Source organism: Rhizobium phaseoli (genome assembly GCF_003985125.1).
Classification (GTDB): domain Bacteria; phylum Pseudomonadota; class Alphaproteobacteria; order Rhizobiales; family Rhizobiaceae; genus Rhizobium; species Rhizobium phaseoli.
Genome location: NZ_ML133586.1, coordinates 57,887 through 80,237, shown reverse-complemented (window position 1 = coordinate 80,237; position 22,351 = coordinate 57,887). Strand labels below are relative to the sequence as shown.

Sequence of the window (22,351 nt, the reverse complement as noted above, 5' to 3'; positions counted from 1 at the left end):
TCGCTCCCCGACACACCGACTATCCTAATATGTACACTTACTTGCATCCAGAATCTAGCCAACAACCACAGGCGGCAGTCAGAAAGCTGATGAAATCACGTGCCTTGCTGGCGGGCTTACTTATGTCCTGGGTCTTGACAAGCTTCTCGGAGATATCGTCGGCGCAAACGGCAAAGGACGTTTCAAGCGGCAGAAGTGTTCCCTTGCGCAAGGAGCGACGAAACTATTGAAGGTAGAGTGGAGCGCTTGGGCCGCGTCAATGCCACCAGCCTCAAACACGAGCCGCGGTTTACCAGCCCGTTCTTCGATGCATCCTCATCTCTGCGAAGATGCCATGTCGCCTTCCCTCATCTGCCCGCGCGAACCCTCCTAAGAGCCTATCGCCACATCGTCCAAAGCTTCATCCTTCGTGGCGCACCGGTTCGAACCGAACAGACCAACAATCCGAGTCGCACCGAGAAGGATGACGGCAACTAGATCGGTAGTTGGGCGGCCGCAACATCAGAAAGGTCTCAGCGTTTGCTGGACGCGTGCCTGCGATGGCGGTGGTGGCAACGATCTTCTCTGGCTGCCCCAAGCGCGGGAGAGGCCATTCGACGCTAGCAAGAGTTCGCTCGAACCTGATATCCGTTACCGCAACGACTTCGCTGAGACCACCTCCCAGGCACCATTCTACGATGCCGGCGAACAAGGTCAGCGTTGCCTCGTGAACGGAACCATCTCCCCTCCCCTCCCCTCCACTCTTCGAGGTGTCGACGCAAAAGCGAGAACTCTAGACCATCAGGGGATTGGCGTTCAGGCGGCCCTTCGGGAGCAGAGACGGAAATACGTCTACCAGCATGGTCGGTCCCATCGCAGACAAATCGCGTGCACATCCTGCAAGTGGTCCAGCCGCGGTGACATCCAGGATGGCAGTCGGGGCGAGAGCGTCAACCCCATCTGCCTCGCACTCGTCGACTACTTCTACATCCCAAGTGCGAGTGGAAAAGATCCTCGCACGTAGCCTATGATCGTCCTGAAGCAGCTACGCTTCGTAGTAAATTTTTGGTGTCGAGATCGCGAATACCTGCATGAATTTCTCCGCCGCCGTTAGGCGCCGGGAACTCTGCACGAATTGGAATCGGGCGTCCGTTGTCGAATGCTTACGGTTTTGTGCGAGTGAGTCGCGGCAAGGGGATCACCGACTTTGCCGAGGTCTTCTGCTTTTCGTCTAAATCGCCGGGGCACATTTGTAGGATTCACAATAAAACACACCATGACCAATCGGTACCGCGGTCTTGCTAAGCTGCAGGATATAAACGGAAAAATCCATTTACTCTACGTTCCGGGTTTATCCACGTTAGCCTTTCGTTAACCTAAAACCCCTTGCTCAAAATGCAGAATCGGCTCTAATAGCTAGTGGCGGAACTTTAGCGGTTTCGCGAAAAGTTCCGCCACTTGCAGGAAATGGATTTTGAGATGGCGAAAACCGCAGCAAACACAGCGCCGGTCGTCGAAGGGTTGACCGCATTGATGGAGCGTCATGCTGACGCTCTCTCCAGCCAACTTCAAGCACATCATCTCAAGGTCTTCCCGCCGACGTCCGAAAAGGGCATTCGATCCTTTGCACCGTCAGAAGCCTCAAAATTGCTTGGCATCGGTGAGTCTTATCTTAGACAAACTGCTTCGGAAATGCCTGAACTGCACGTTAGTATGAGCCCTGGCGGTCGACGCACGTTCACGATCGAAGATATTCATTCAATCCGTAAGCACCTGGACCTGATTGGCCGCGGGAACCGGCGCTACCTGCCCCATCGTCGCACGGGGGAGCAGCTTCAAGTCGTCTCGGTGATGAATTTCAAAGGCGGCTCGGGCAAGACGACGACAGCCGCGCATCTGGCACAGTACCTGGCAATGCGTGGCTACCGGATTCTCGCGATTGATCTTGATCCCCAAGCAAGCCTTTCCGCACTCTTCGGCAGTCAGCCAGAAACTGACGTTGGTCCGAACGAAACACTCTATGGCGCCATCCGGTATGATGACGAGCAGGTCCCAATCGAGCAGGTTGTCCGAGGAACGTACATCCCGGATCTTCATCTAATTCCTGGCAATCTTGAACTGATGGAGTTTGAGCACGATACCCCGCGCGCGCTTATGAACCGGAAGGAAGGTGACACGCTTTTTTACGGTCGGATCAGTCAGGTCATCGAAGACATCGCGGACAACTACGATGTCGTCGTTATCGATTGCCCTCCCCAACTTGGCTATCTCACGCTTTCAGCTCTGACCGCCGCAACCTCGATCCTCGTCACCGTCCATCCCCAGATGTTGGATGTAATGTCGATGAACCAGTTTCTGGCGATGACCTCGAATCTCCTTCGGGAAATCGAGAACGCAGGCGCCCAGTTCAAGTTCAATTGGATGCGCTACCTCGTCACTCGTTTTGAACCGAGCGATGGCCCGCAGAACCAGATGGTGGGCTATCTGCGTTCGATCTTCGGCGAAAATGTCCTCAATTTTCCGATGCTCAAGACGACCGCCGTTTCGGACGCTGGCCTGACGAATCAAACCCTCTTTGAGGTTGAGCGCGGACAGTTCACGCGCTCGACCTATGATCGGGCCTTAGAGGCGATGAACGCCGTCAACGACGAGATCGAAACTCTAATCAAAAAAGCATGGGGTAGAACCACATGAGTCGGAAGCACCTCCTTGACGTCACCACGGACGCGCCCGACAGCTCATCAGCTGCTGAACACAGAGCGGCAAAGACTCGCTCCATGCCGCTTCTCGGCGTGACCAGAAAAGAACGAGATCCAGCGACGAAGCTGACTGCAAACATCGGTAACGCGTTGCGCGAGCAAAATGATCGTCTTGGTCGTGCCGAGGAGATCGAGCGGCGTCTCGCCGAAGGTCAGGCCGTGGTTGAACTGAACGCGTCGTCAATCGAGCCGTCCTTCGTTCAGGATCGCATGCAAGGTGATATCGAAGGACTTCTTGCATCCATCCGCGAGCAAGGACAGCAGGTCCCAATCCTTGTGAGACCTCATCCCGTTAAACCCGCGCACTACCAAGTTGCCTTTGGACACCGCCGGCTGCGCGCCGTTTCGGAGCTAGGACTGCCGGTCAAGGCGGTTGTTCGAGACTTGACGGACGAGCAGTTGGTTGTCGCACAGGGTCAGGAAAACAATGAGCGCGAAGACCTCACCTTCATCGAAAAGGCACGTTTCGCACACAAGCTAAACAAGCAGTTTCCACGAGAAATCGTCATCGCGGCTATGTCAATCGATAAAAGCAACTTGTCGAAGATGCTCCTGCTTGTTGACGCCCTCCCCTCTGAATTGATCGATGCCATCGGCGCCGCTCCAGGCGTTGGACGCCCAAGTTGGCAGCAATTGGCAGAGCTGGTTGAGAAAGCATCGCCTCCGGCAGGCGCTGCGAAATATGCTGCCTCGGAGGAGGTGCAGGCGCTGCCGTCGTCGGAACGGTTCAAGGCAGTGATCGACCATCTGAAACCGCGTCGGACTGCGCGCGGGTTGCCAGACGTCCTGTCGACCCCCGATGGCGACAGGCTTGCGCAGGTCACGCAGAGCAAGAGCAAGCTAGAAATTACCATTGACAGGAAAGCCACGCCGGATTTCGCGGCTTTCGTACTCGAGCATTTGCCGGCGCTTTACCAGGAGCATCGCGCAAAGCATCAACGGAAACAGGGAGTGTAACCCGCAAAAGAAAAGAGCTCCCTCAACGTCGCCGTCGTGGAAGCCCTTCTGTCTCTGTAGCAAGAACAGAATCGCATTTCCTCGAATCCTCGTCAAGAGTCTTTGGCGCCGTTTTGGTGAGCGAATTTCCTTTGCCTGCTGAAAGGTGAGAGACAATGCAGTCGGGGAATGTAGCGACGCCGTTCGGGCGGCGGCCAATGACGCTTGCGCTCGTGCGGCGCCAGGCGGCAATGGAAATCAAGCATGGAAAAGCTGCCGATAAGTGGAAAGTGTTGAGAGACGCTTCCGCCGCGATGGAACTGCTCAAGATCCAGTCGAACAGTCTGGCTGTTCTTGACGCACTTTTGAGTTTTTATCCTGACAATGAGTTGCGTCAGGATGCACAATTGATTGTCTTCCCCTCGAATGCCCAACTGGCGCTTCGGGCGCATGCAATGGCGGGCGCAACGTTGCGGCGGCATATTGCCATTCTGGTGGAGTCGGGGTTGATCGTCCGTAAGGATAGCGCCAATGGCAAGCGCTTCGCCCGCAAGGGCGACGATGGCCAGATCGAGAATGCTTTTGGCTTCGACCTGTCGCCCCTCCTGGCGCGATCGGAAGAGTTGGCGATGTTGGCGCAAAGAGTGGCGGCCGAGAGAGCCTCGCTCAGGAAAGCCAAAGAGAGCCTTACAATTTGCCGGCGGGATGTTCGCAAACTTATTACTGCTGCAATGGTCGAGGGCGCCGACGGCGATTGGAAGACGACCGAGGACATCTACATTGCGCTCGCGAGCAGAATTCCGCGCGTTCCGACCCTTGAAGGGGTCACTAGCGTTCTCAATGAAATGGAGATGCTCCGTGAGGAAGTGCTTAATCGTTTGGAAAACCTCGAGAATGCTGAAAAAATTAGCACCAATGCTGCTCATATCGAGCAGCACATACAGAATTCAAAACCCGAATCCGTAAATGAATCTGAACCACGCTCCGAAAAGGAGCAGGGGGCAAAGGCGAGCTTGAGCCTTCAGCCGAAGAATGAATCGCAAAGGGCGTTCCCCTTGGGATTGGTGCTCAAGGCGTGCCCGATGATCAGCGACTATGCACCGCGCGGCGTGGGAAGCTGGCGAGATCTGATGTCTGCCGCTGTGGTGGTTCGATCTATGCTGGGGGTAAGCCCTTCCGCCTACCAGGATGCCTGCGAGGCGCTAGGACCGGAGAATGCTGCGGTGGCAATTGCGTGCATCCTGGAAAGGGCTAACTTCATCAACTCTCCTGGAGGCTATCTGCGGGATCTAACGCGCCGAAGTGAGCGCGGTGAATTCTCGCTTGGCCCGATGATAATGGCGTTGTTGAAGGCCAACGGGCAAGGCGGTTTGAGGGCTGGGTAAGTGCGGCTGATCGTTATTCCTGCCGTTGAGGATTTCGGTTGTGGTCAGCTGACCACCAAGCTAACCTCTTGGAAAACACCAACTTTCAAAGGCGGCTTGTCGCAGGCATTGTGCCGGTTACCGTCTGGCTCCCGAGCCAAATGACGCCTCTTAGGGGAACAGTAGACCGTGATCTCAATACGAACGCGCCCAAGGTCGCGCACGAACAAGACCAGGAGCGAAGTCTTCGTACGAAATGGCAGCCGCCTTTCATCAATTCATTGGCACCGGCGCGGCAAATCGCAAGGCGGCCGGCTGTGCCGGCTAATCGCGAGTGGGCGATGGCGCTATCTCGCAAGGCCCAGCCATCGGCACAGTATTTGAGTCCGTTGAAGAAGGTGATGGGTCCAGGCGGCTTGGAGGAGGCATAGCCGTTCCAGCCGCCGAGTTTGGCGATGATCCAAGCGGCCCAGGCGAGCGAAGCTTTGGGATGGGGATTGGATTGCAGCTTGGTCTTGCCCTTGAAGCGGCTTTCGAGGGCGGCGAGCGTGTTGATCTCGTGGGGACTGACTGCCAGGCTTGCCGGGTGAGGATCGCCGCCACTGCGGTCCTGCACGAGTTGGAGGACGATTGCCGCGGCCTTGGCGGCGATGGCGACGAGCTTTTCCAGCCGCGGCGCTAACTGCAATTGGCTGTCTTCGATCTTGAAGCCCTGCGTCTTCATCACCCGGAAGAACTGCTCGATCATCCAGCGCTGCTTGTACCAAGCGACGATCTGCCAGGCGTCAGTCGCACTGGAGAGCGCATGGGTGGTCAAGAGCAGCCAATGCAAGGGCTCGACACCGTCGGGTGCGTCCGGTTCGACGACCTCGACCCAACTGAGCCTAACCCCGTCGGGCAGCCCTTCTTCGCGCAGGTTTTGCGGTCGCCTGATCGTCGCCTGGCCGAAGCGGAGGCACAACGTTGCCTGCCGCGCCGGACGGTCGGCGCGCTCGCGCAGCTCGATCGTTTGGGTGTCGCAGAACCGAACTGTCTCTACGACATCACGCAGTTTAGAGCCGCCGATGAGTGCATGGTCATGCATGACGCGCGACAAAAGATCGAAGCGTTGGTCGGGCAGGCGCGCCCACATCATAAAGAAGTCGCCCTATTGCGCGACCTCGCGACCGGCGACCGGCGACCGGCGACCGGCGGCTTCGGCGGGGGGGGAGCGCCGTTGGGGTCGACCGCATCTACGGGCTCTATCGCGAAGAAGGACTTTCCGTTCGCAAGCAGAAAAGCCGGGGCGGCACTGTCGGCACGCGTGGCCCGATCCTGGTCGAAGCGAAGGCCAATGCCCGAAGCTCGCTGAATCTCGTTCACGACCAGTTCGCTTGCGGAAGGCGGTTTCGCGTGCTCAACTTCGTCGAAGACGTGACCCGCGAATGCCTGGCGGCGATCCCGTGCACCTCGATCTTGCGTCGTCGCGTCGCTCGCGAACTGTCGGTCCTCATCGAACGGCGCGGCAAACCGGGGATGATCGTCTCCGACAACGGCACGGAATTCACCTCGAATGCCATCCTTGCCAGGTCGAAGGATCATAGTGTCGAGTCGCACGGCATCACGCCGGGAAGCCGATGCAAAACGCTAATGTCGAGAGCTTCAACGGCCGGATGCGGGACGAGATGGTCAACCAAAGCCTGTTCCTCGGCTGCGATTATGCCCGAAGCGCCATTGCTGGGCCGACGATTACAACCACTTCCGGCCGCACTCATCGCTCGGACCAGACCCGGGCACGTGATGCAGATACCATTGCCGCAACCGGCTCCAACGCTGCGCGAGATGAAAGCTTCGCGTTTCCGCCACTTGGCGTACTCGGAGCGCGCAGGCTCTAGTTGTGAGCTTTCGGGAGGTTGTCCATTCAAAGCGGATTTAGGAGACTGGAGCTATCACACCTCGAGTCGGAAGGATCGCCGCGAATGAACATTCATAAGAATGCCCGACTGACGCCGTTGCGCCGGGAACAAATGGCGCTTGCTGTTATCGAAGGGCATCTGACCCAGGCTCAGGCAGCACAGGCCTATGGCGTCGCGGCCAAGATCGTCGCCCGTTGGGTCGAGCGTTTCAAGGCCGGTGGTCGAGAGGCGATGCTCGATCGTTCCTCCCGACCTCATGCCATGCCCCGGCAGACCAGTCAGGCGCTGGCGGAGCGCATCATCACGCTTCGCCGCCAGCGCCTGACTGGTCTGCACATCGCGATCGAAACCGGTGTATCTGCAGCGACGGTGAGCCGGGTTCTCAAGCGCGCAGGCCTCTCCCGCCTCAAGGATATCGAGCCGGCCGAGCCTGTGCGTCGTTATGAACGCCAGGCTCCCGGCGAGATGATTCATATCGACATCAAGAAGCTCGGCCGGTTTCATGAGGTCGGCCACCGCATCACCGGCGATCGCACTCGCCAGAGTTCGCGCAGAGGCAAGAGTTGGGGCGCCGGTTGGGAATGCGTTCATGTGGCCATCGACGATGCCTCTCGCATCGCTTTCTCACAGATATTGCCGGACGAGACGAAAGAAAGCGCCGTGGCCTTCTTGAAGGCGGCATTGGCCTATTATGCCAGCCTCGGGATCGCGGTCGAGCGCGTCATGACCGACAATGGTCCCTGCTACACATCAAAGCCATTCGGCCAAGCTTGTCGCGACAACGGCCTCAAGCACGTCCGCACCAGACCATATACGCCTAAAACCAACGGAAAGGCCGAACGCTTCATCCAGACCGCCCTCAGAGAGTGGGCCTACGCCGTCGCCTATCCCAACTCGGACATGCGCGCCGCCGAACTGCCACGATGGCTTCATCGCTACAATTGGCACAGGCCTCACGGAAGTCTAAACTCAAAACCACCAATCACTAGGCTCGCTCTTACCCAGGACAACCTGTTGAGGCTCCACATCTAGTCGCTGCCGGAGAGGATTGAGTGCTAGGTCAGCGGGTCCACTGATCGAGGTTTTTCGCCAGACTCTGCTGTCGTGGGCCAGCAAGTCTTTTGGGGTGGGACGCACTGCCAACAGCTGCTTTTCCGGTGGTCAGCTGACCACAGCTACAACACTCTGAAAAGAAACGACATTTTCGGGCGCTACTATGGACGGCGCATGACCCGCTCCTCGCGCCACCTCTCACAAGATCGGTTGTGTAGAGATAGGTACCGTCCTGTCGCCGCCATGGGTCGCGGGGTCTTGGCGGTCATTTTTGATCGTACATGACGTTCTAAGGGCATTGGTCATGGTTGCCCGGGTAGAATGGCCGACAGCCCTTCTATGCGGCTGGTGTAGTAAGGTCAGTTGATGCACGGAGCCGATTGAGCGGCTTCGTGTTCGAACGAACAATCGCGGTGTTTGTCACGACTGAAAGGAGACATTGCTTTGTAATCTTAACGGCGGTCTCCGCAGGATGCTTCAGGACGAAGACCTCCCAGGCTTCGAGGACAGTCGAAATTTGCTGGTCGTAAAACGAATGTTTGCAGATCTTCGGCCGTAATCATTCTTGTAGGAAATATAGCTGGCGGCGCGGACAAATGGCTCAATCAAATTGTCGAGCATCCTTGAAAGAACGCCGAAACGCGGACGGATTGTAAAAGAAACAAATACTGTCTGACTGAGTTCCGGCTCGCGCCCGAATTCGTCGTGCAGCCGAGACGGCTTTTTGGTAGCGAGGGGAGCGGCTGTCCTCTGCTTTTACCCGCGCCGCCGAGGGTCATGGCCCGCGCGCCTCTGCGGATCATAATCACCGCGGCTGAAGCCTTCAGCACGTTCCGGGGGAGGGGGCGAGCAGGCGGAGGAAGCCGGCTCCGCGGCGAGGATGTAGGCGCTGAGCTGAAACCGCGGAGCGATAGCGACTAGCGGTCCTGGCGCTACAGATCCCCAAAGGCCGGACCTGACGGCTATGCAGTCGAATAGCGACAAGAAAAGACTCTCTGCCATCGGGCGTCGGATGAACCATGCCCTCAACGGCGAATGAGGCCAAATCGGTGGGCTTCGTCCAGCAGGACCCGCACCGAGGACGGTTGCCAGTTCTTGCCGCTGCGCACAGGCCGTTCTCCCATCTGGTCCAGTTGCGCGGCAATGTCGCGCAGCGACAGGTTGGGATCGGCAATGGCAATTGCCGCCACCAGCTTCATCAGATAGTCTTCGGGAGCCCGGCGAGGGGATCGAGCAAGGAGTTCCTTCTCCGCGAGCTTTTCGCGTACCATGCGATGAACAGCGCGACGAAGGCGTTCGACGGTCCAGTCGTGGCCACGGCGATTGAGAACCCGCACGACATTGTCCCAACTGTGCTGCGGCCGGAGTTGACGCACCATCGGCAGCCACGTCTGCGCCGATGCAATGAGTTCATCGAGATAGAGCTTCTCCCGTGCCTGCGAGATTGCCTTGATCGCCTCCGGCCGTCGTTCTCGCAGACCGGGATTTCCAGGAAGCTTGCCGCGTGCCTTCGCCGCCTTAATGCCGGCTTTGGTACGCTCAGCGATTAGCGCCCGCTCGAGCTGCGCGACGGCGCCGAGGACCTGAAGGGAAAACATGCCCTGCGGGGTCGACGTATCGATTGGATCGCGGATCGACCGGAAATGCACGCCGCGGGCCTCGAGGTCCTCGATCACCGACAAGAGATGACTGACGGATCGGGCCAGTCGATCGAGGCGCACGACAATGAGGACGTCGCCGGCGCTAAGTTCAGCGAGTAATCGCGTCAGCACCGGTCGAGCCCGCGATGCTCCGGAACCATGCTCCTGATGGATCCGATCGCAGCCGGCTGCACGCAGCTCGTCCAACTGGGCATCGTGGACCTGTTCATCCGTCGACACCCGGGCATAACCGATCAGCCGCTTGGGAGATTGTTGGTTGTCAAATGTTTGTGGCTTTGCCATCGCGCTTGTAACGGCCCTGTCTCGAAGTAGTTTGTACAGATAAGGCATGCGTTAGAAATCGAACAGTTGCAAGCGTGTTTTAAGTGTCAAATAGCGGCCCACCAGACTCAAATCGCCACCCGAGATAAGCAACGGAGCGTCCGCACTGACAAACCCGCGCCAGCGGGCTCCTGTGGCGGAAAGGCCGGAAAACAACGGTTTTGGAGATGTCGCGAGAGCAGGGGGCCGCAGGAGGACGCCGGCGCATCATGCGGCAAGAAGGGGTCGGGATCATGCGGGCCAACTGGGGCGGCCGAATTCTGTCTCGGGGAGTCCGGTCATCCAGGACGGCCGACCACTGATTTGCGCGCTGAAATCAATCGCTGCCGAGGTGGCTTTTACTTCCCGTTTTCAGTTGAAGCGCTAAGCTGAAAAACTGGCGCCGAACTTTGACCTAATGGCTTCACACGGAGCAGGGGAGGGGAGAGCGATGTTCGAAATCATTCGAGTTGGTGGAAGGGTGTTGGAAGAACGCGCTCACGGTTGTAAAAACCGGCTAACGATAACGATAGGAATTTCGGATGAGCTGGAAACTGAGGCGAGTTAAGCAGTGTGCCAAGTGCCCTTGGAAGGTGTCCACGAACCCTCATGATATTCCGAATGGCTATAGTCAAGAACTGCATCAGGCTCTTGTCCGCACCATCGCCGAGCCGGAATCGCTGAAAGGCACCGGCCAGGTGATGGCTTGCCATGAGCATGCGCCAGGGGAGGAAGCCCACTGTGTCGGCTGGCTCATGAACCAGATCGGGCCGGCAACAACATCCCTTTGCGTCTTCAAGTCATGTCTTGCGACAATATCGAGGCGGTCATCTTGGAAGGCCCGCAGCACGAACGGTTTGAAGATACGCTGCCGAAAGGCAACGACGTCGCAGTTGGGTAGGGGTCAACTTGCTGCGATCGCCAAAAGGCAGATCAGCGGCCGCTGCCCCTTGGCACAGCTCTGATTGTTGCCATTAAAGGCCCGATGCCTTGGTGAGTTTGATCCGGAAACGGTCACGGCGCAGGTGATACTTGCGGGTCATTTCCGCGCTGGTATGACCGAGCTGTTTTTGGACATACCGCAAGTCGACCTCAGCCGAGCAGGGTGACGAGCAGGCCCTTGGCAAGCGTCTCGACCCAGCCGCAGCCGCCTTCGGTCTGGTCGCGGCCGCAATCCAGCCCGACGATCTCGGAGCGGCGCAGGCCGCCGGCAAAGCCGATCAGCAGTATCGCCCGATCCCGCATGCCGCGCGGAGTTCCCCTATCGAGCGTTTCGAGTATGGCGATCATGTGCTCGGGGAGCACGGCTTCTTTTTGGCGAAGAGGGGCTACATGGGTGTTGCGGATGCCGGCCAGAACGGTGGTGGACGTTTAGCGGCATCTAATTATAGCATCCGAGAGGCCCGGCCGCTTCGACGGGTTGCACTATTGTAATAGCTTGATGCCTGCTGAACCGAACGATGACGTGACTGCTCCATGGCTTCGGGCAGGGGAATGCCGCGATTGGCGGCCTCAGTCAGATAGCCGGACCTCAACCCGTGCACCGAAAACTCCCCGGGCTCGAGCCCGGCCATTTTCACCCGCCGCTTGACGATATCATTGACCGCCTTCGGATCGAGCGCCCGGCGCGAAACATGGCCCCAGCGATCGATCCCCCGAAACACGCTACCGCTGCTAATCTTCGCGGCCGCCAGCCACGCATTCAGCGCCTCCACCGGCCGCCCGGTGAGGTAGACGACCTCGTCCTGACCGGCGCCGGAATTCTTGGTTCGGCCGAGATGGATGGACAGCGAGGGCAGGGGGCTGCCGTCCTCGCCGGCAACGGGCGGCTCGATGGTCAGCTGCTCCTTGCGCAGGCCAGCGACTTCGCTGCGCCGGCGGCCGCCGGACGCGAAGGCGACCATCAGGATCGCCCGATCGCGGAGATCGCGCAGATTGTTGCCGCCGCAGGTGGCCAGCAGTTTGGCCAAAACATCTGATGTCACCGCCTTGGCGCTCTTGCGAAGACGTTGTCTTGGCGCGGCTCGGATCGCCAGACGAATGGCTGATTTGAGGGCAGGGGAGGCGAAGGCGCCGTCGAGACCGCGCCATTTGGTCAGCGTCGACCAGTTGGCGAGCCGTCGTCCGACGGTCGCCGGCGCGTGCGGCCCGGTCGATCGAAGAAGACCGCCGTCCCTCAAGGCCTGGCCGACTGCGGCCGGCATGCCGTGCTCGGGATCGGTTTCGCGCCGCGCCGGGTCCCACAGATGATTGGCGACGAATTTCAGCAGCAGCGCTTCCGGCGCCGGCCAGGGCAGGGCGCTGCCGGTCGCCGCCAGGCACCAGGCTTCGAGGTAGCCGAGGTCGGAGGCCAGCGCCCGCAGGGTGTTGTCACCCATGCCTTCGTTGACCAGGTGTTTGAGCGTCTCAACGTCCTGGTCGGTAAGGATCTCGGCGAGCTTGTCGCGCCGGTCGATCGGCAGTACCGCGGCAATGGTGTCGAGGGTTTCGGCGCGCTTTGCAATGCCATCGGGCACTGATTTCGGGGCGATGATGTCCACAGGAGCTCCTGAACGGCGAAAATCCGGCAGCCGCAACGTCGTCGGCGCCCCGTCCTTCGTCCCGTTTTCACTGATTTGCGGCGTGATAGCAATTACTTCCGATAAGCATTACTTATCGGAGGTGATTGCCTCAAAAAAACGCCCTCGGTGCGACGGAAGTAAGGGCCAAGTTCAATTCCTTATTCCAAAAGAACGTGGTTAATTCAAATGGTTAACGAACCGTAAATTCGACGCCGTCGCCGATTTGCCAGGCACCCGGGATCCGGCGTTGTGAATTTCAGCTAGGGATTTCATTCAAGCGCCAGCTGAAAATCGGACGCCATCTCCGCAGGTCAAGACTGGCTGCGAGTGACTAAGGCTTATCGGTGGACACAATTTTGCTTGCATACGATGCATCGCGACGAACAACACCTCCCTTGGGAAGTGGCGCTGATCCAAGACCTTAACCGCATTTGCAATTGTAAACCATGAAATCCTTAGCTGAAAATTGGGCTGATTCTGCCCGTTAAGTCCAACTGACTTAAGGTATTCCGCCGTTTGAAATCGCAAATTGAAAGCGACAAGCGAAAGCCATTGTTTACGTAAGGCAGTCGAGCAAAGGCCACGTTGAGAACAATCCTGCGAGCTGTCGCCGGCAATATATGAACTGGTTGACTTCGGGCGGCATCGCGGCTTCCGCACCGTTGAGGTCATCGATGATGATCTCAGACGTTCAGCCAGCGGAATGGTTGCCCGTCCAGCTCCTGAGAAGCTGGTGGCTGCATTGTCCGTCGGCAAAGTCGGTACTGTTCTTTGCTTCGACGCGCCGCGCCTCGCGCGCAATGGGCGCGACTACCTGCCTTTCGCCCTGGCCGGCGGCCAACTCCTATTCCATCTGATCAGCAGGCTCTACGAGCGCACGTCGATCATTGTCACCACGAACCTGGCGTTCGGTGAATGGCCGACGGTGTTCGGCGATGCCAAGATGACGACGGCACTTCTCGACCGCCTGACCCATCACTGCGAGATTGTCGAGACCGGCAATGAGTCCTGGCGCTTCAAGAACCGCTCTCAAAGCTAAAGTCGAAGAAGATCATCACCCGCACTTGGCCTACCCTCTGCAACCCCGGCCAGCGCCGGGCAGGCCAAGCGCTGATCTACAGCACAGGGGGGTCAAAATTGGATAAGCAAAAGGGGTGAATGTTCGGTGCTGATTGACGTGTCATCACGCCATTTGTCGTCGTTCAGGACAATCTCCGCGACAAACTGGTCGACAGTCGCGTTCTCGACGGCTGGGTAGACGAGCCTCGGACGTGGGTCAGGGACCGGGTTGGGACCGTTCAAACAGTTCAAGGCCGAGAAGCGGATATTGTTTTCTTTGTTCTGAGCGCGCAGTCTCCCTCTCAACAGGGCGCACGCGCGTGGGCTGGTGGAAGACCGAATCTCGCCAATGTCGGCGTAACCCGCGCGAAGACATCGCTCTTCGTCATCGGAAATCGAGCCGCATGGAAATCGGCAGGCTTCTTCGCGGCCCTACATAGGTACCTGCCGCAGCGCAATCTTTGATGCTGCCGAGCTTATTGGGAAAACGGCTTCCTGCTCTGGTCGGCATTTTAGGCTCCACCAGCGGCCACCATCTCGTCAAAGCGGGGCAGCCGCAGCAGGCTGTCATAGCGATGCAAGAGCCCGGCAACGGCGACGAACCGTCGTCCGCGCTGGGCGCTTGCCGAGAGTGCAGCGAACAGGTCTTGCGTCAGTCCCGCAAGATCGAGGAACACAACGAGTCGCGCGAGAAAAAAGTCGATTTCTCTGAGGTTGTGACGCGTCGAAAACAGTTGGCCCGGGTGACAGTCCGATGGCCAGAAAGGCGTTCCGGCGGCGATCACATCGAGGGCTTCGCCAAACCCGCTGGGGTCGTCGGCAGCAACGTCTCCCAACGCCGCCCGGATGGGGTCGTAAAGCTCCGGGGTCCGGCCACGCAACACGGTTTCCATCGCCCGGGCCATGCCGCCGTGTGCGGAACGATAGGCTGGAACGCCCTCGTTGGAGACCCGGAAGAACGCCTCTGGGGCATCCAGGATTTTAAGGTCCGTCGATGCCGGTGGCCCACTCTGGAATTCGTCGATTTGCCTGAAGAGGGTGCCAGGGATCTGCAGCAACGTCGACCCCTCGCGCTCGTCTGGCTTCAACATCCCCCAAATGGCCACGACCTGGGTGATATCCGCTCGGACGTCAAAATAGTTCCGCGGATAGGCCATCAAGGCCGGGTTCCAATACTTCGACAGCGCATGGAGGCGCAGCGATAGGATGGACGCGATTGGTGCAGAGGCAAGAACCGGATAGGCGGTAATAGCGTCGCGATAAGGAGCATGGTCGACGAAAGCCGGGGTACGTCCGAGCGCCACCGTCGCAACGGCAAGCGCCAAGAGGGTCCCCAGCGCGAAGGGGTTTCGCGACGATGGCTGAAAAGGGAAGGATGCGCTCTCGGTTGCCCACAGAAGGTCGCTTTCCTGGACGGCGCCAGTCGCCAGACAAGACAATGCCCATTTCCAAAGCCAGTGGCTGGTCAAGTCGCCCAATTTGTCAAGGGGCGGCTCATGCTCGGGAGCCTCCGCCATCCGCAATACGCCGCTCCGGCCGGAGCGAACGACGCCTTCGAAGTCGGCCTCGGAAAACAGGGCTGCGATCCGGCGAGCCGTATCAATGTCTTCCACTATGTCGAGCTGCCGTCCGTGGCCGGAGCCTTGGTAAGAATGCTCATCGGAACCCGCATCGATAAGCGCCAGCTGCTCCATCTCCAGATCGCCTATGGGCTCATATCGTTCTGCCTGCCTCGATGTGACCCCGAGGCGCGCCCGTTCGGCACGGCGAGTCGCAACAGCCTTTCTGCGCGCGTCGACAGGCAAGGCTGCGGTCTCCTGGTTGGACAGCCCGATGTCCGATTTGTCCTCGCGGCGGAGGATTGCACGCGCCGCAAGCGGCATCGCGAAGACGTCTTCCCCGGCAAGGTCAATCAGGCGGCGCACCAGGCTGGGATCGGTGAGCAGTAAACCGACCTCGCCCAAGAAGGCGTCATGATAGGCTGCGAGAGTTGCAGCGTCCGGCTCGCCAGCCCCACCGCCAGCCCGGTACCAGTTGGCGGCAGCGCGATGGACCGCGCGAACCGTCTCGCGCATGGGGATCTCGGAATTTCCCGCCGGTGACAGGTCGCTGTCGAGCATCGGCAGCATGATGCGCCTGAGGACAGGAACGTGGCGTATTGCGTCATCGCCGGAGCGCTCGACCAGCCAGACTTCACGGGAGAGGGCCTCAAAGAGGTCTATAGATTTCTGCACATCGATTGCGCCAAGTGCTGTCGGACCGGCAAGGACCTCCCGGATAAGTGTGGGCGTGACCACCGTGAGCGCAAGTCCCGGATGTGCCAGTTTGGAAAGGTCGTCCCTGGAAATCAGCCGCTCCCCGGCAGCATCGGTGACGATATGGTCTTTCAACCGGTGCAGAAAGCGGGAATAGAGCACGCGCGTACTGGATGCGGCACCAAGAACCCCTGAGCCTTCGGCAAGCGTGGCAGCCTCCTCGATCTCCGCAGCCGTGCGCCCGCGCGAAAACGCAGCGAGCAACAGGAGCACGATTGGAAACCGCGGAATGGCGCCAACGAGGCGCCGGCTTCGCGCCTGTGTGAAGATTTGGCGATCTGCACGGCTCCTCAGGAACTCGACCGCGGCCTCGGGACCGAGCTCGCCGATCTCCAGGCGTGCTTCGAACCAACGAGCAGCATCACCATCATCGCCCTGGAAGGGATGCGCTCGGCCAGCGACTACCGCCCTTACATCCTTGAACAGCGGACGTCCGTCGTGGCACCGGAGCACTTCGAGTGAGTTCAAGAATTCGAGCACAAGGCCGAACGGCTCCTGGTCCAGAAAAGGGGCCTTCATATTGGAGCGTACCAGGACTTCCTCGAAGGTATCGACGAGGACAACGAGGGTTTGTTCGGCAAACATCCCGTCACCCAAGGCCCGTTGCATTTCCTCGCGCATGGATGAAACAACGTTCAAGCTCTCGGTACCGGAGAGCCGCTCCACGTCGCCGCTCTCTTGAGTGAGCCTGTGCAGATCGTTTCGAGCCGCGTTCCGGATCGCCGATAGACGCTCGGCCGCTGCTGGCCTGGCAAAGCCGATCTGCCGAGTAACCTCGTTCAGCCATTCGCGCTCGCCCCCGAGAGCAACGTTGCGCTGGTCAAAATCAATCCAGACGCAGATCGGACCTGACCAGTCGTCTTTCTGGGTGCGGCGCATTAAATCGGCGACAAGAGCCGACTTGCCCGAGCCGCCTATGCCGGTGACGAGCAGAGGACGAAGGCGTGCGAAGTCGCTTGGCGGTTTGGGGAGCGCGACCAGTGGCTGCTGCAAAAGGCCGCTTTCAATATACTGGTCGAGGGCATGTGCCTCGAGCGCACGGCCAAACAGCTTACGGGGGGCCACAAAGTCCTGCCGGCGTCGCTCGGCCTTGCGCGCCAACATCACGCGCGGGTCTACCGGCGGTTCCCTGACCGGCCAATCCGTCGGCAAGGAACGGACGAAATCGAGCGCCAAGGCCTGTAACATCAGGTCGTCCGTCGACATTTTGCGCGGATCGCCGGCTGCCGCCCCCTTTTTCAACATTGCCTGGAGGACTTGGCCGAAGCGATCAGAAACTTGCGGTTTGGTTTGCCTGACGGTCTGTTCCAGTACCCCCTCGGCGGCCATCTCCCTCAAAGTGTCGCGCCGTGGCTGCGGCCGCAGGCGCCAGAGCACGCGCTTGTCTTCGATGACCTCTTCCATCATCGGCGATAAGAATGCCAGGACACGGTCCTCGAAGGCCTCCTTGTCCTCCGCGCGGACCGGCAGCTGCAGGAAAGCCACCGGATCGAACGTGCCGACGACGGCGGCCCGCCGGCGAAGGACGAGAGCGGCGTTTTCGGGTGTGTCATGTTTGGTTGCGTTCATACACCCATCCGTTTCTTGAGATGGGGGTCGAGGTCGTTGCGGACAACCGCGGCGACGGCCTGCGTCATGCTGAAGGTCTCGCTGACCCGGCTGCTTGCGACCGACGAGACGACGGCGGCAAGGCATTCGCACGCCACGTCCGGCAAGCCGAACCGCCCGTCAACTCGATTGCCTACCCAGGAGGCTACCCGGCTGCTGTCGAGATGCGTCAGCGGCTTTTCGAGGCGTTTGGCCTTGATGCCTTGCAGTGACGGCAGATCGACGTCAACCAGGCCGAGCATGACGAGGCGAAGCGACGGTTCGACGGAGACGTCTGCATAAAGCCGGTCGAGGAGCGTTCGCGTAGTTGTGTCCGGCAGCGCGTGTTTTTCAAGTTCGTCGATGACGAGCCACAATGTTCGCTGGCCAGCGATCCTGACGAGCTCAGCCTTTAGTTCGCCAGCAACGCGCATGACAACGTCGTTGATCTCGGTCGATTGACGATCGGCAGGTAGGCTGCTGTCATCAACGGGGGTCAGGGCGGATGACCGGCCGGCGCTGACAGCCTCAAGGAGGGCGGCTGCAGTGCGGTACGCGTTCTGCATTAGGTTTGCGGCGCTGATCTCGACGATTTCGTGTTCGGCGAGATCAAGAAATTCCCGCAGGATGCGCCTTGAGAAACTTTTGCCGACGCGCTGGAGCGGCTTTCCGTCCACACCGAGATCGGCGCGAACGATGAGTATCTTGACCTTGCCCCGGCTTGCCTCCGCAATCGCCTCCTGCAACTCTCCGCGCCCAATCAATGGATCGCCATTTGACAGCGCTGGTTTGAGTGCTTGGAGAGCACCCATCCGGGCGATGATGGCCGGTCCGGCCTTGGCACGGATACGGCGCAACGGTATGGCGATATTGACGTTCGCGCTTGGCACGGGATCGCCGTTATCGTCGCTGATATCAGAATTGCCGCCATAGGTGACGCCCGCTTGGTGCAGCGCCACCGGCATCATGTCGAAATTGAAGCAAGGTGCGCCGGATGAGCCGCCGATGGAATTTGCGCTATGAAGGATCCTCGCAGATGTCTTCGCGGGAACGCCGCCGAGAAGGTTTGCAGCTGGTAGACCGAGATCGAAACTTCCGTAGGACAGGCGCATCGAAAATTCGCCCGGGTGATGCAGGAGGACCATATTGCCTCTTGGCATAGGCGGGTCTTCGGAGACGATATCATAAAAGCGCCGCTCCAGTCCTGCCGGCTCGGCGATCTCAATCACGGCGAAATCGTCGTACGGCTCGAAATCCGCGCCGTCTGCCGGCCAGTCGCCGGCACCTTCACTGCCGGTTCGCTCGGATCCTTCGGCACTGCTTGCCGCGACCAGCCAGTTCTCGATTACACCGATGCGGATAACACCGCCCGCCTGTGCGGCGCGTGCCGTGAAATCGAATTCCACGCCGAGCCTTGCCGCGCTGCCGGCGGCAGCCTTCCATGATTCTGCCGGGGCGAGCCCTGCGGCCGCAGCCTCTTCGTCGCTCATAGGTTCCAACAGCGAACGAACGACGTGCCAGTTCGTCAGCACGAGGCGCGGCCCGATCAGGAAACCCGTTCCCCGTGTACGCCGGGCACCATCGCGCACAACGATGCGACAGGTGCAGCGTTGTGCGCGCATCACCGCGGCATTGACGTCGTCGGGATCGCGAAAGCGCTCCTGGTCATTAACGATTGCCTCGAAGGTGACGAGCACGCTCGCGCGATCGCGCGCATCCGCAACCAGCGCGGCCGCCATGACCACCCCGCCAGTACCATCATCCTCGCTGCTTGCCTTGAACAGCGTTGCACCGCCTGCGGAACAGAAACCCTGCAGGAACCCTTTATCGCTCGCATAGCGCAGCGCAGCTTCGAAATCGGCGAAATCTCGCTCGCGGCCCGGGCCAAGGGGCGCTGCCCGCTGACGTTTCAAGGCGACGGCCTTGAACGGGATGCGTTCGTCAGGGCTCACCTCGGCAAAGGCGTCGAAGGCCTTTTCGAACGTCTCGCGGGTTACCTTGACCTGACGTGAGAGCCTGCCGGGATCGAGCTCATCAGGACCTTCTGACACGGCGCGCCCTATCTCCATACCATCCGTTCGGTAACATCCGCCCCGATAAATGGCGATTGTTTCACTGCGGCCAGAGAGTGAGCGTAATTGGCGGTCATCACCTGGCCTGCGAAATGCAGGCCAAGGATCGGAAGATCGTTTGAAAAGGTAATGATTGCGGAGCCTGACGAGCCACCCAGCGTTGTCGCGTCATGGCTGAATATCCAGTGATTGCCGTCCGCCTTCACGCCCCCGGCCGCTTGGACGATGGTGCCCGGGCTGAAATATTTCCGGCCATAGTCGAGACCGAAGATCATCGCCAGACGGCCTCCGATCGTCTCAGTAGCTTCCTTGCCGGAAGGATCCTCCAGAGCGGACCGATCAGGACGGGCAGGATAACCGACCACCGCGATATCCTGCAAAGTTGCGGCTTCGCCGGGATCGCCCGTCAGCCCCACGGTCGCGGGGAGCTTCGCGGTAGTGTTCTCCGTTTCGACGTCGAGCACCACCATGTCAAGATGAGCGAAATCGACGCTTCTGCCAATTTGGGCATCACCAGCAGCGGCAACCCCTTTGACCTTGAAACGCAATTCGTTGCCCCTTCCGTTGTCGCTGAAATTGATCGTGACACCGTCACGCATGAACCATTTCGATCCGCTACCTCTCTTGACGACGACGTCCGCGATGGCCTCTGCCACATGGCGGTTGGTCACGACGAGCCCGGGACCGGCGACCCATCCCGTACCGACATGTGCGCCCGCAACGTCGATGCGGCCGACGCTCGCACAAAGGGCGGGCAGATATTGCTTGGCCGCCGTCAGAAGCGCACTCCAATCGGTGAATTCGGCATGCTTCGAGGAGATCGCGCCATCCTCCACCTTGAAGGCTGGGCGGCCCTTCAGCCGGACAAGCGCCTCGGTCACGATTCTGCCTTCGATGGAAAGCGCCGCCTCGCCATCGCTGGCAAGCTGGCGGACGACCGCTTCGGTGCTGTTCAACAGATCGCGGCGTGCGGCGGTTGCCTCAGGGGTACTTTCCGTCTGGGATTCGATCTGCGTCAGCGTGCCTTCGATGAGATCTTGCAAGTCCCTCAGACCCGTCCCGGCAAGACTTGCGCGCGCGTTTTCTGCAGTGCTTTCCTGGCCAGGCTTCAACGGCGCAATTATTGTCAGAGGGTGGCGCGCAGGCGGTGTGGGCGCAAGAATCGGAGCTTGGAGATGTGGAACTGCATTCGCAAATCGCAGGCTTCGTTTCAAGACGGTGGGCGCCTTGGCTTGAAGCCCTGGTGACGGGAGCGGCCGGGCAGGGGTTTCGAGCAGCGCGGAGCGCCCGGCGTCGCCGCGCCTCCAGGCGTCGGCGGCAAGGTAGCTTGCCTCTGCGCCGTAACGCGCCCAAACCACATCCGTGCTCTGGGCATCGGCAAAGACTTGCGCAACGGCGGCGCTCTCCGGCGCATCCGGAACGGCTTCAGGTGCTATTTCATTCCCGGTTGCTGCCGGGATCTTCGCCAGCGCCAAGCGCAGCAAGGCAGCGGCATCGACAACACCGGCACCGTAAAGCCAGCTGTTCCAGCGGGCGGGACGCCGTGCAGTCGCCGTCAGTGCCGCGCGAAAGAGCGCCTGGACGCTGACGCCGCGGCGCTTGGCCTCCGCCCGAACCTTGTCGCGTCCGAACCGCGCAAGCCATAGCGCCGCCACGCCGGCGGTGGTCGTTACCGCGAAGGAGGTCCCCTGCCCACCGCTAACCGTGCCGATGCCGAGATCATTCGGTGTCCTGCGTGCCACGTAGACATTCTCCGCTGGAGCGGCGATCGTCACACTGGGCCCGGCGCTGGTTCCCTTCCACGGTTTGTCGTTCGAATCGACACCGGCCACAGCAATGACACGGTCGTCTGAGGCCGGATAGACGACGAAGTTGACACAATTTCCTGCCGCGGCAAGCACGATCAGTCCCCGATCGACGGCGACGCCGATGGCAGCCGAAATCGATCTTGAGAAGATCCCCCCGAGGCTCATGGTGATGATGTCGGCCTTGATTTTCACGGCGTGAAGGATGGCGGCCGCCACCGGGGTCCCGTCGAATATCTTGACGTCGGTCGTGCAACGGATCGGCACAAGGCTCGCTGCTGGTGCCGTTCCGACCATCTGGCCACGTTCACGGCTTACGACCACACTCGCCGTGGCCGTTCCATGTCCGGGATTGGCAAAAGACGGATCAAGGGGATCAGCGGGGTCCTTATCTCCACCAACGATGTCGATGGCGAGATCGAAGCGAAGCGCCTCGGTATCCAGTTCGGGATGACTGGCGACACCGGTATCGGGCTGAGCGACGATAATGCCCGCACCCTTTTTGGGCGAAATCGCCCAGGCTTCGGGCGCGCGCACCGCCTTTGCCGACCAGTGGAAATCAGTGGGGGCCGACGCCTTCGACCAGCAAAGGGCATCGACAGCCGCTGATTCCGGATTGGTCCGGTCAAGCCTATGGGCATCGGGCTCGGCGTAAAGTGTCGAGCCGATGTCGGGCGTGCAGGACACGAGTTCGAGTTCACCTGCAAGGTAGTCGGCAATCGCGAATAGGCGGTCCGGTGCGATGGTGCGCGCAACGCCAGGAAATTGCAGGACATAGAACGTCGGGAGCAAGGGATCGAGCGGCTGAAGGACGAAGCGGCCGTCTTTCAGCAAACCGGCGATGTGGGCCTCCAACCCGCCAGCGTCATCTGGCCGCTTCAACTCCAGTTCGAAGCGTATAATTCCTGGCCGGAGAACGGGATCTTCGGCGTCGCAGGCTTCACAGACGGAACGCAGGATATCAAGTTCAATCACCGTATCGCCCCCCAAGGATACTACTTTATG

Annotated in this window: 11 protein-coding genes and 5 pseudogenes; 8 read left to right on the top strand and 8 right to left on the bottom strand. The window is 59.8% G+C overall.

Features of this window, described 5'->3' with window-relative positions; translation table 11 throughout:
• Positions 1-400 precede the first annotated feature (400 nt).
• A pseudogene (locus EFD56_RS26440) lies at positions 401-1,024 on the bottom strand (acyl-homoserine-lactone synthase).
• A gap of 434 nt (positions 1,025-1,458) precedes the next feature.
• Here EFD56_RS26440 and repA point away from each other — a divergent pair.
• From repA to repC, 3 genes are all read left to right on the top strand, one after another.
• Positions 1,459-2,673, top strand: coding sequence for a plasmid partitioning protein RepA (gene repA / locus EFD56_RS26435; RefSeq protein ID WP_011053501.1), 1,215 nt, complete (start codon positions 1,459-1,461; stop codon positions 2,671-2,673).
• Positions 2,670-3,695 (top strand): plasmid partitioning protein RepB, encoded by a 1,026-nt coding sequence (repB, locus tag EFD56_RS26430; protein ID WP_004672729.1) that lies wholly within the window; start codon positions 2,670-2,672, stop codon positions 3,693-3,695. Before repA ends, repB begins: the two co-directional genes overlap by 4 nt.
• Before the next feature lie 155 nt (positions 3,696-3,850).
• A complete protein-coding gene (gene repC, locus EFD56_RS26425) occupies positions 3,851-5,059 on the top strand; it encodes a plasmid replication protein RepC (protein WP_011053503.1) in 1,209 nt (402 codons plus the stop codon).
• Between the two features lie 85 nt (positions 5,060-5,144).
• Here repC and EFD56_RS26415 read toward each other — a convergent pair whose 3' ends face one another.
• The gene (locus tag EFD56_RS26415; RefSeq protein ID WP_008534011.1) at positions 5,145-6,173 is read right to left on the bottom strand and encodes an IS4 family transposase; all 1,029 of its coding nucleotides are present in this window, start codon (positions 6,171-6,173) and stop codon (positions 5,145-5,147) included.
• A 15-nt stretch (positions 6,174-6,188) separates the two neighbouring features.
• On the opposite strand from EFD56_RS26415, the pseudogene EFD56_RS26410 reads away from it, so the two are divergent.
• Both EFD56_RS26410 and EFD56_RS26405 read left to right on the top strand, forming a co-directional pair.
• Positions 6,189-6,912, top strand: a pseudogene (locus tag EFD56_RS26410) (integrase core domain-containing protein); the annotation flags it as partial.
• A gap of 84 nt (positions 6,913-6,996) precedes the next feature.
• Positions 6,997-7,965, top strand: coding sequence for an IS481 family transposase (locus tag EFD56_RS26405; protein ID WP_037137993.1), 969 nt, complete (start codon positions 6,997-6,999; stop codon positions 7,963-7,965).
• Positions 7,966-9,011: 1,046 nt separating this feature from the next.
• Here the strand turns inward: EFD56_RS26405 and EFD56_RS26400 are convergent.
• The 3 genes and pseudogenes from EFD56_RS26400 to EFD56_RS26390 form a co-directional block, all read right to left on the bottom strand.
• Entirely contained in the window at positions 9,012-9,929 is a 918-nt protein-coding gene (locus EFD56_RS26400) for a recombinase family protein (protein WP_008534020.1), read from the bottom strand.
• 992 nt (positions 9,930-10,921) lie between these two features.
• Positions 10,922-11,309, bottom strand: a pseudogene (locus EFD56_RS26395) (hypothetical protein); the annotation flags it as partial.
• A gap of 23 nt (positions 11,310-11,332) precedes the next feature.
• Positions 11,333-12,487, bottom strand: coding sequence for a site-specific integrase (locus EFD56_RS26390; protein ID WP_016737363.1), 1,155 nt, complete (start codon positions 12,485-12,487; stop codon positions 11,333-11,335).
• 572 nt (positions 12,488-13,059) lie between these two features.
• Between EFD56_RS26390 and EFD56_RS33740 the strand changes: the two are divergent.
• The 3 genes and pseudogenes from EFD56_RS33740 to EFD56_RS26380 all read left to right on the top strand — a co-directional run.
• Positions 13,060-13,322, top strand: a pseudogene (locus EFD56_RS33740) (recombinase family protein); the annotation flags it as partial.
• A pseudogene (locus EFD56_RS33500) lies at positions 13,320-13,547 on the top strand (ATP-binding protein); the annotation flags it as partial. The pseudogenes EFD56_RS33740 and EFD56_RS33500, both read left to right, overlap by 3 nt.
• A 143-nt stretch (positions 13,548-13,690) precedes the next feature.
• The gene (locus EFD56_RS26380) at positions 13,691-14,032 is read left to right on the top strand and encodes an AAA domain-containing protein (RefSeq protein ID WP_096478224.1); all 342 of its coding nucleotides are present in this window, start codon (positions 13,691-13,693) and stop codon (positions 14,030-14,032) included.
• A gap of 47 nt (positions 14,033-14,079) precedes the next feature.
• On the opposite strand, the gene EFD56_RS26375 is transcribed toward EFD56_RS26380, so the two are convergent.
• The 3 genes from EFD56_RS26375 to EFD56_RS26365 are packed head-to-tail and all read right to left on the bottom strand — an operon-like array spanning position 14,080 to position 22,321.
• Positions 14,080-17,451 (bottom strand): AAA family ATPase, encoded by a 3,372-nt coding sequence (locus tag EFD56_RS26375; RefSeq protein ID WP_016737365.1) that lies wholly within the window; start codon positions 17,449-17,451, stop codon positions 14,080-14,082.
• Positions 17,448-19,520, bottom strand: a complete 2,073-nt coding sequence (locus EFD56_RS26370) for a trypsin-like serine peptidase (protein WP_064820001.1) — start codon at positions 19,518-19,520, stop codon at positions 17,448-17,450. Before EFD56_RS26370 ends, EFD56_RS26375 begins: the two co-directional genes overlap by 4 nt.
• An 8-nt stretch (positions 19,521-19,528) precedes the next feature.
• The gene (locus EFD56_RS26365; protein ID WP_125462012.1) at positions 19,529-22,321 is read right to left on the bottom strand and encodes a S8 family serine peptidase; all 2,793 of its coding nucleotides are present in this window, start codon (positions 22,319-22,321) and stop codon (positions 19,529-19,531) included.
• Positions 22,322-22,351 lie beyond the last annotated feature (30 nt).

Bases quoted from the DNA above. Each gene is read 5' to 3' on its own strand.
- EFD56_RS26375 (WP_016737365.1), bottom strand. From the start codon at position 17,451: ATGAACGCAACCAAACATGACACACCCGAAAACGCCGCTCTCGTCCTT.
- EFD56_RS26405 (WP_037137993.1), top strand. From the start codon at position 6,997: ATGAACATTCATAAGAATGCCCGACTGACGCCGTTGCGCCGGGAACAA.
- repB (WP_004672729.1), top strand. From the start codon at position 2,670: ATGAGTCGGAAGCACCTCCTTGACGTCACCACGGACGCGCCCGACAGC.
- EFD56_RS26415 (WP_008534011.1), bottom strand. From the start codon at position 6,173: ATGATGTGGGCGCGCCTGCCCGACCAACGCTTCGATCTTTTGTCGCGC.
- EFD56_RS26400 (WP_008534020.1), bottom strand. From the start codon at position 9,929: ATGGCAAAGCCACAAACATTTGACAACCAACAATCTCCCAAGCGGCTG.
- repC (WP_011053503.1), top strand. From the start codon at position 3,851: ATGCAGTCGGGGAATGTAGCGACGCCGTTCGGGCGGCGGCCAATGACG.
- repA (WP_011053501.1), top strand. From the start codon at position 1,459: ATGGCGAAAACCGCAGCAAACACAGCGCCGGTCGTCGAAGGGTTGACC.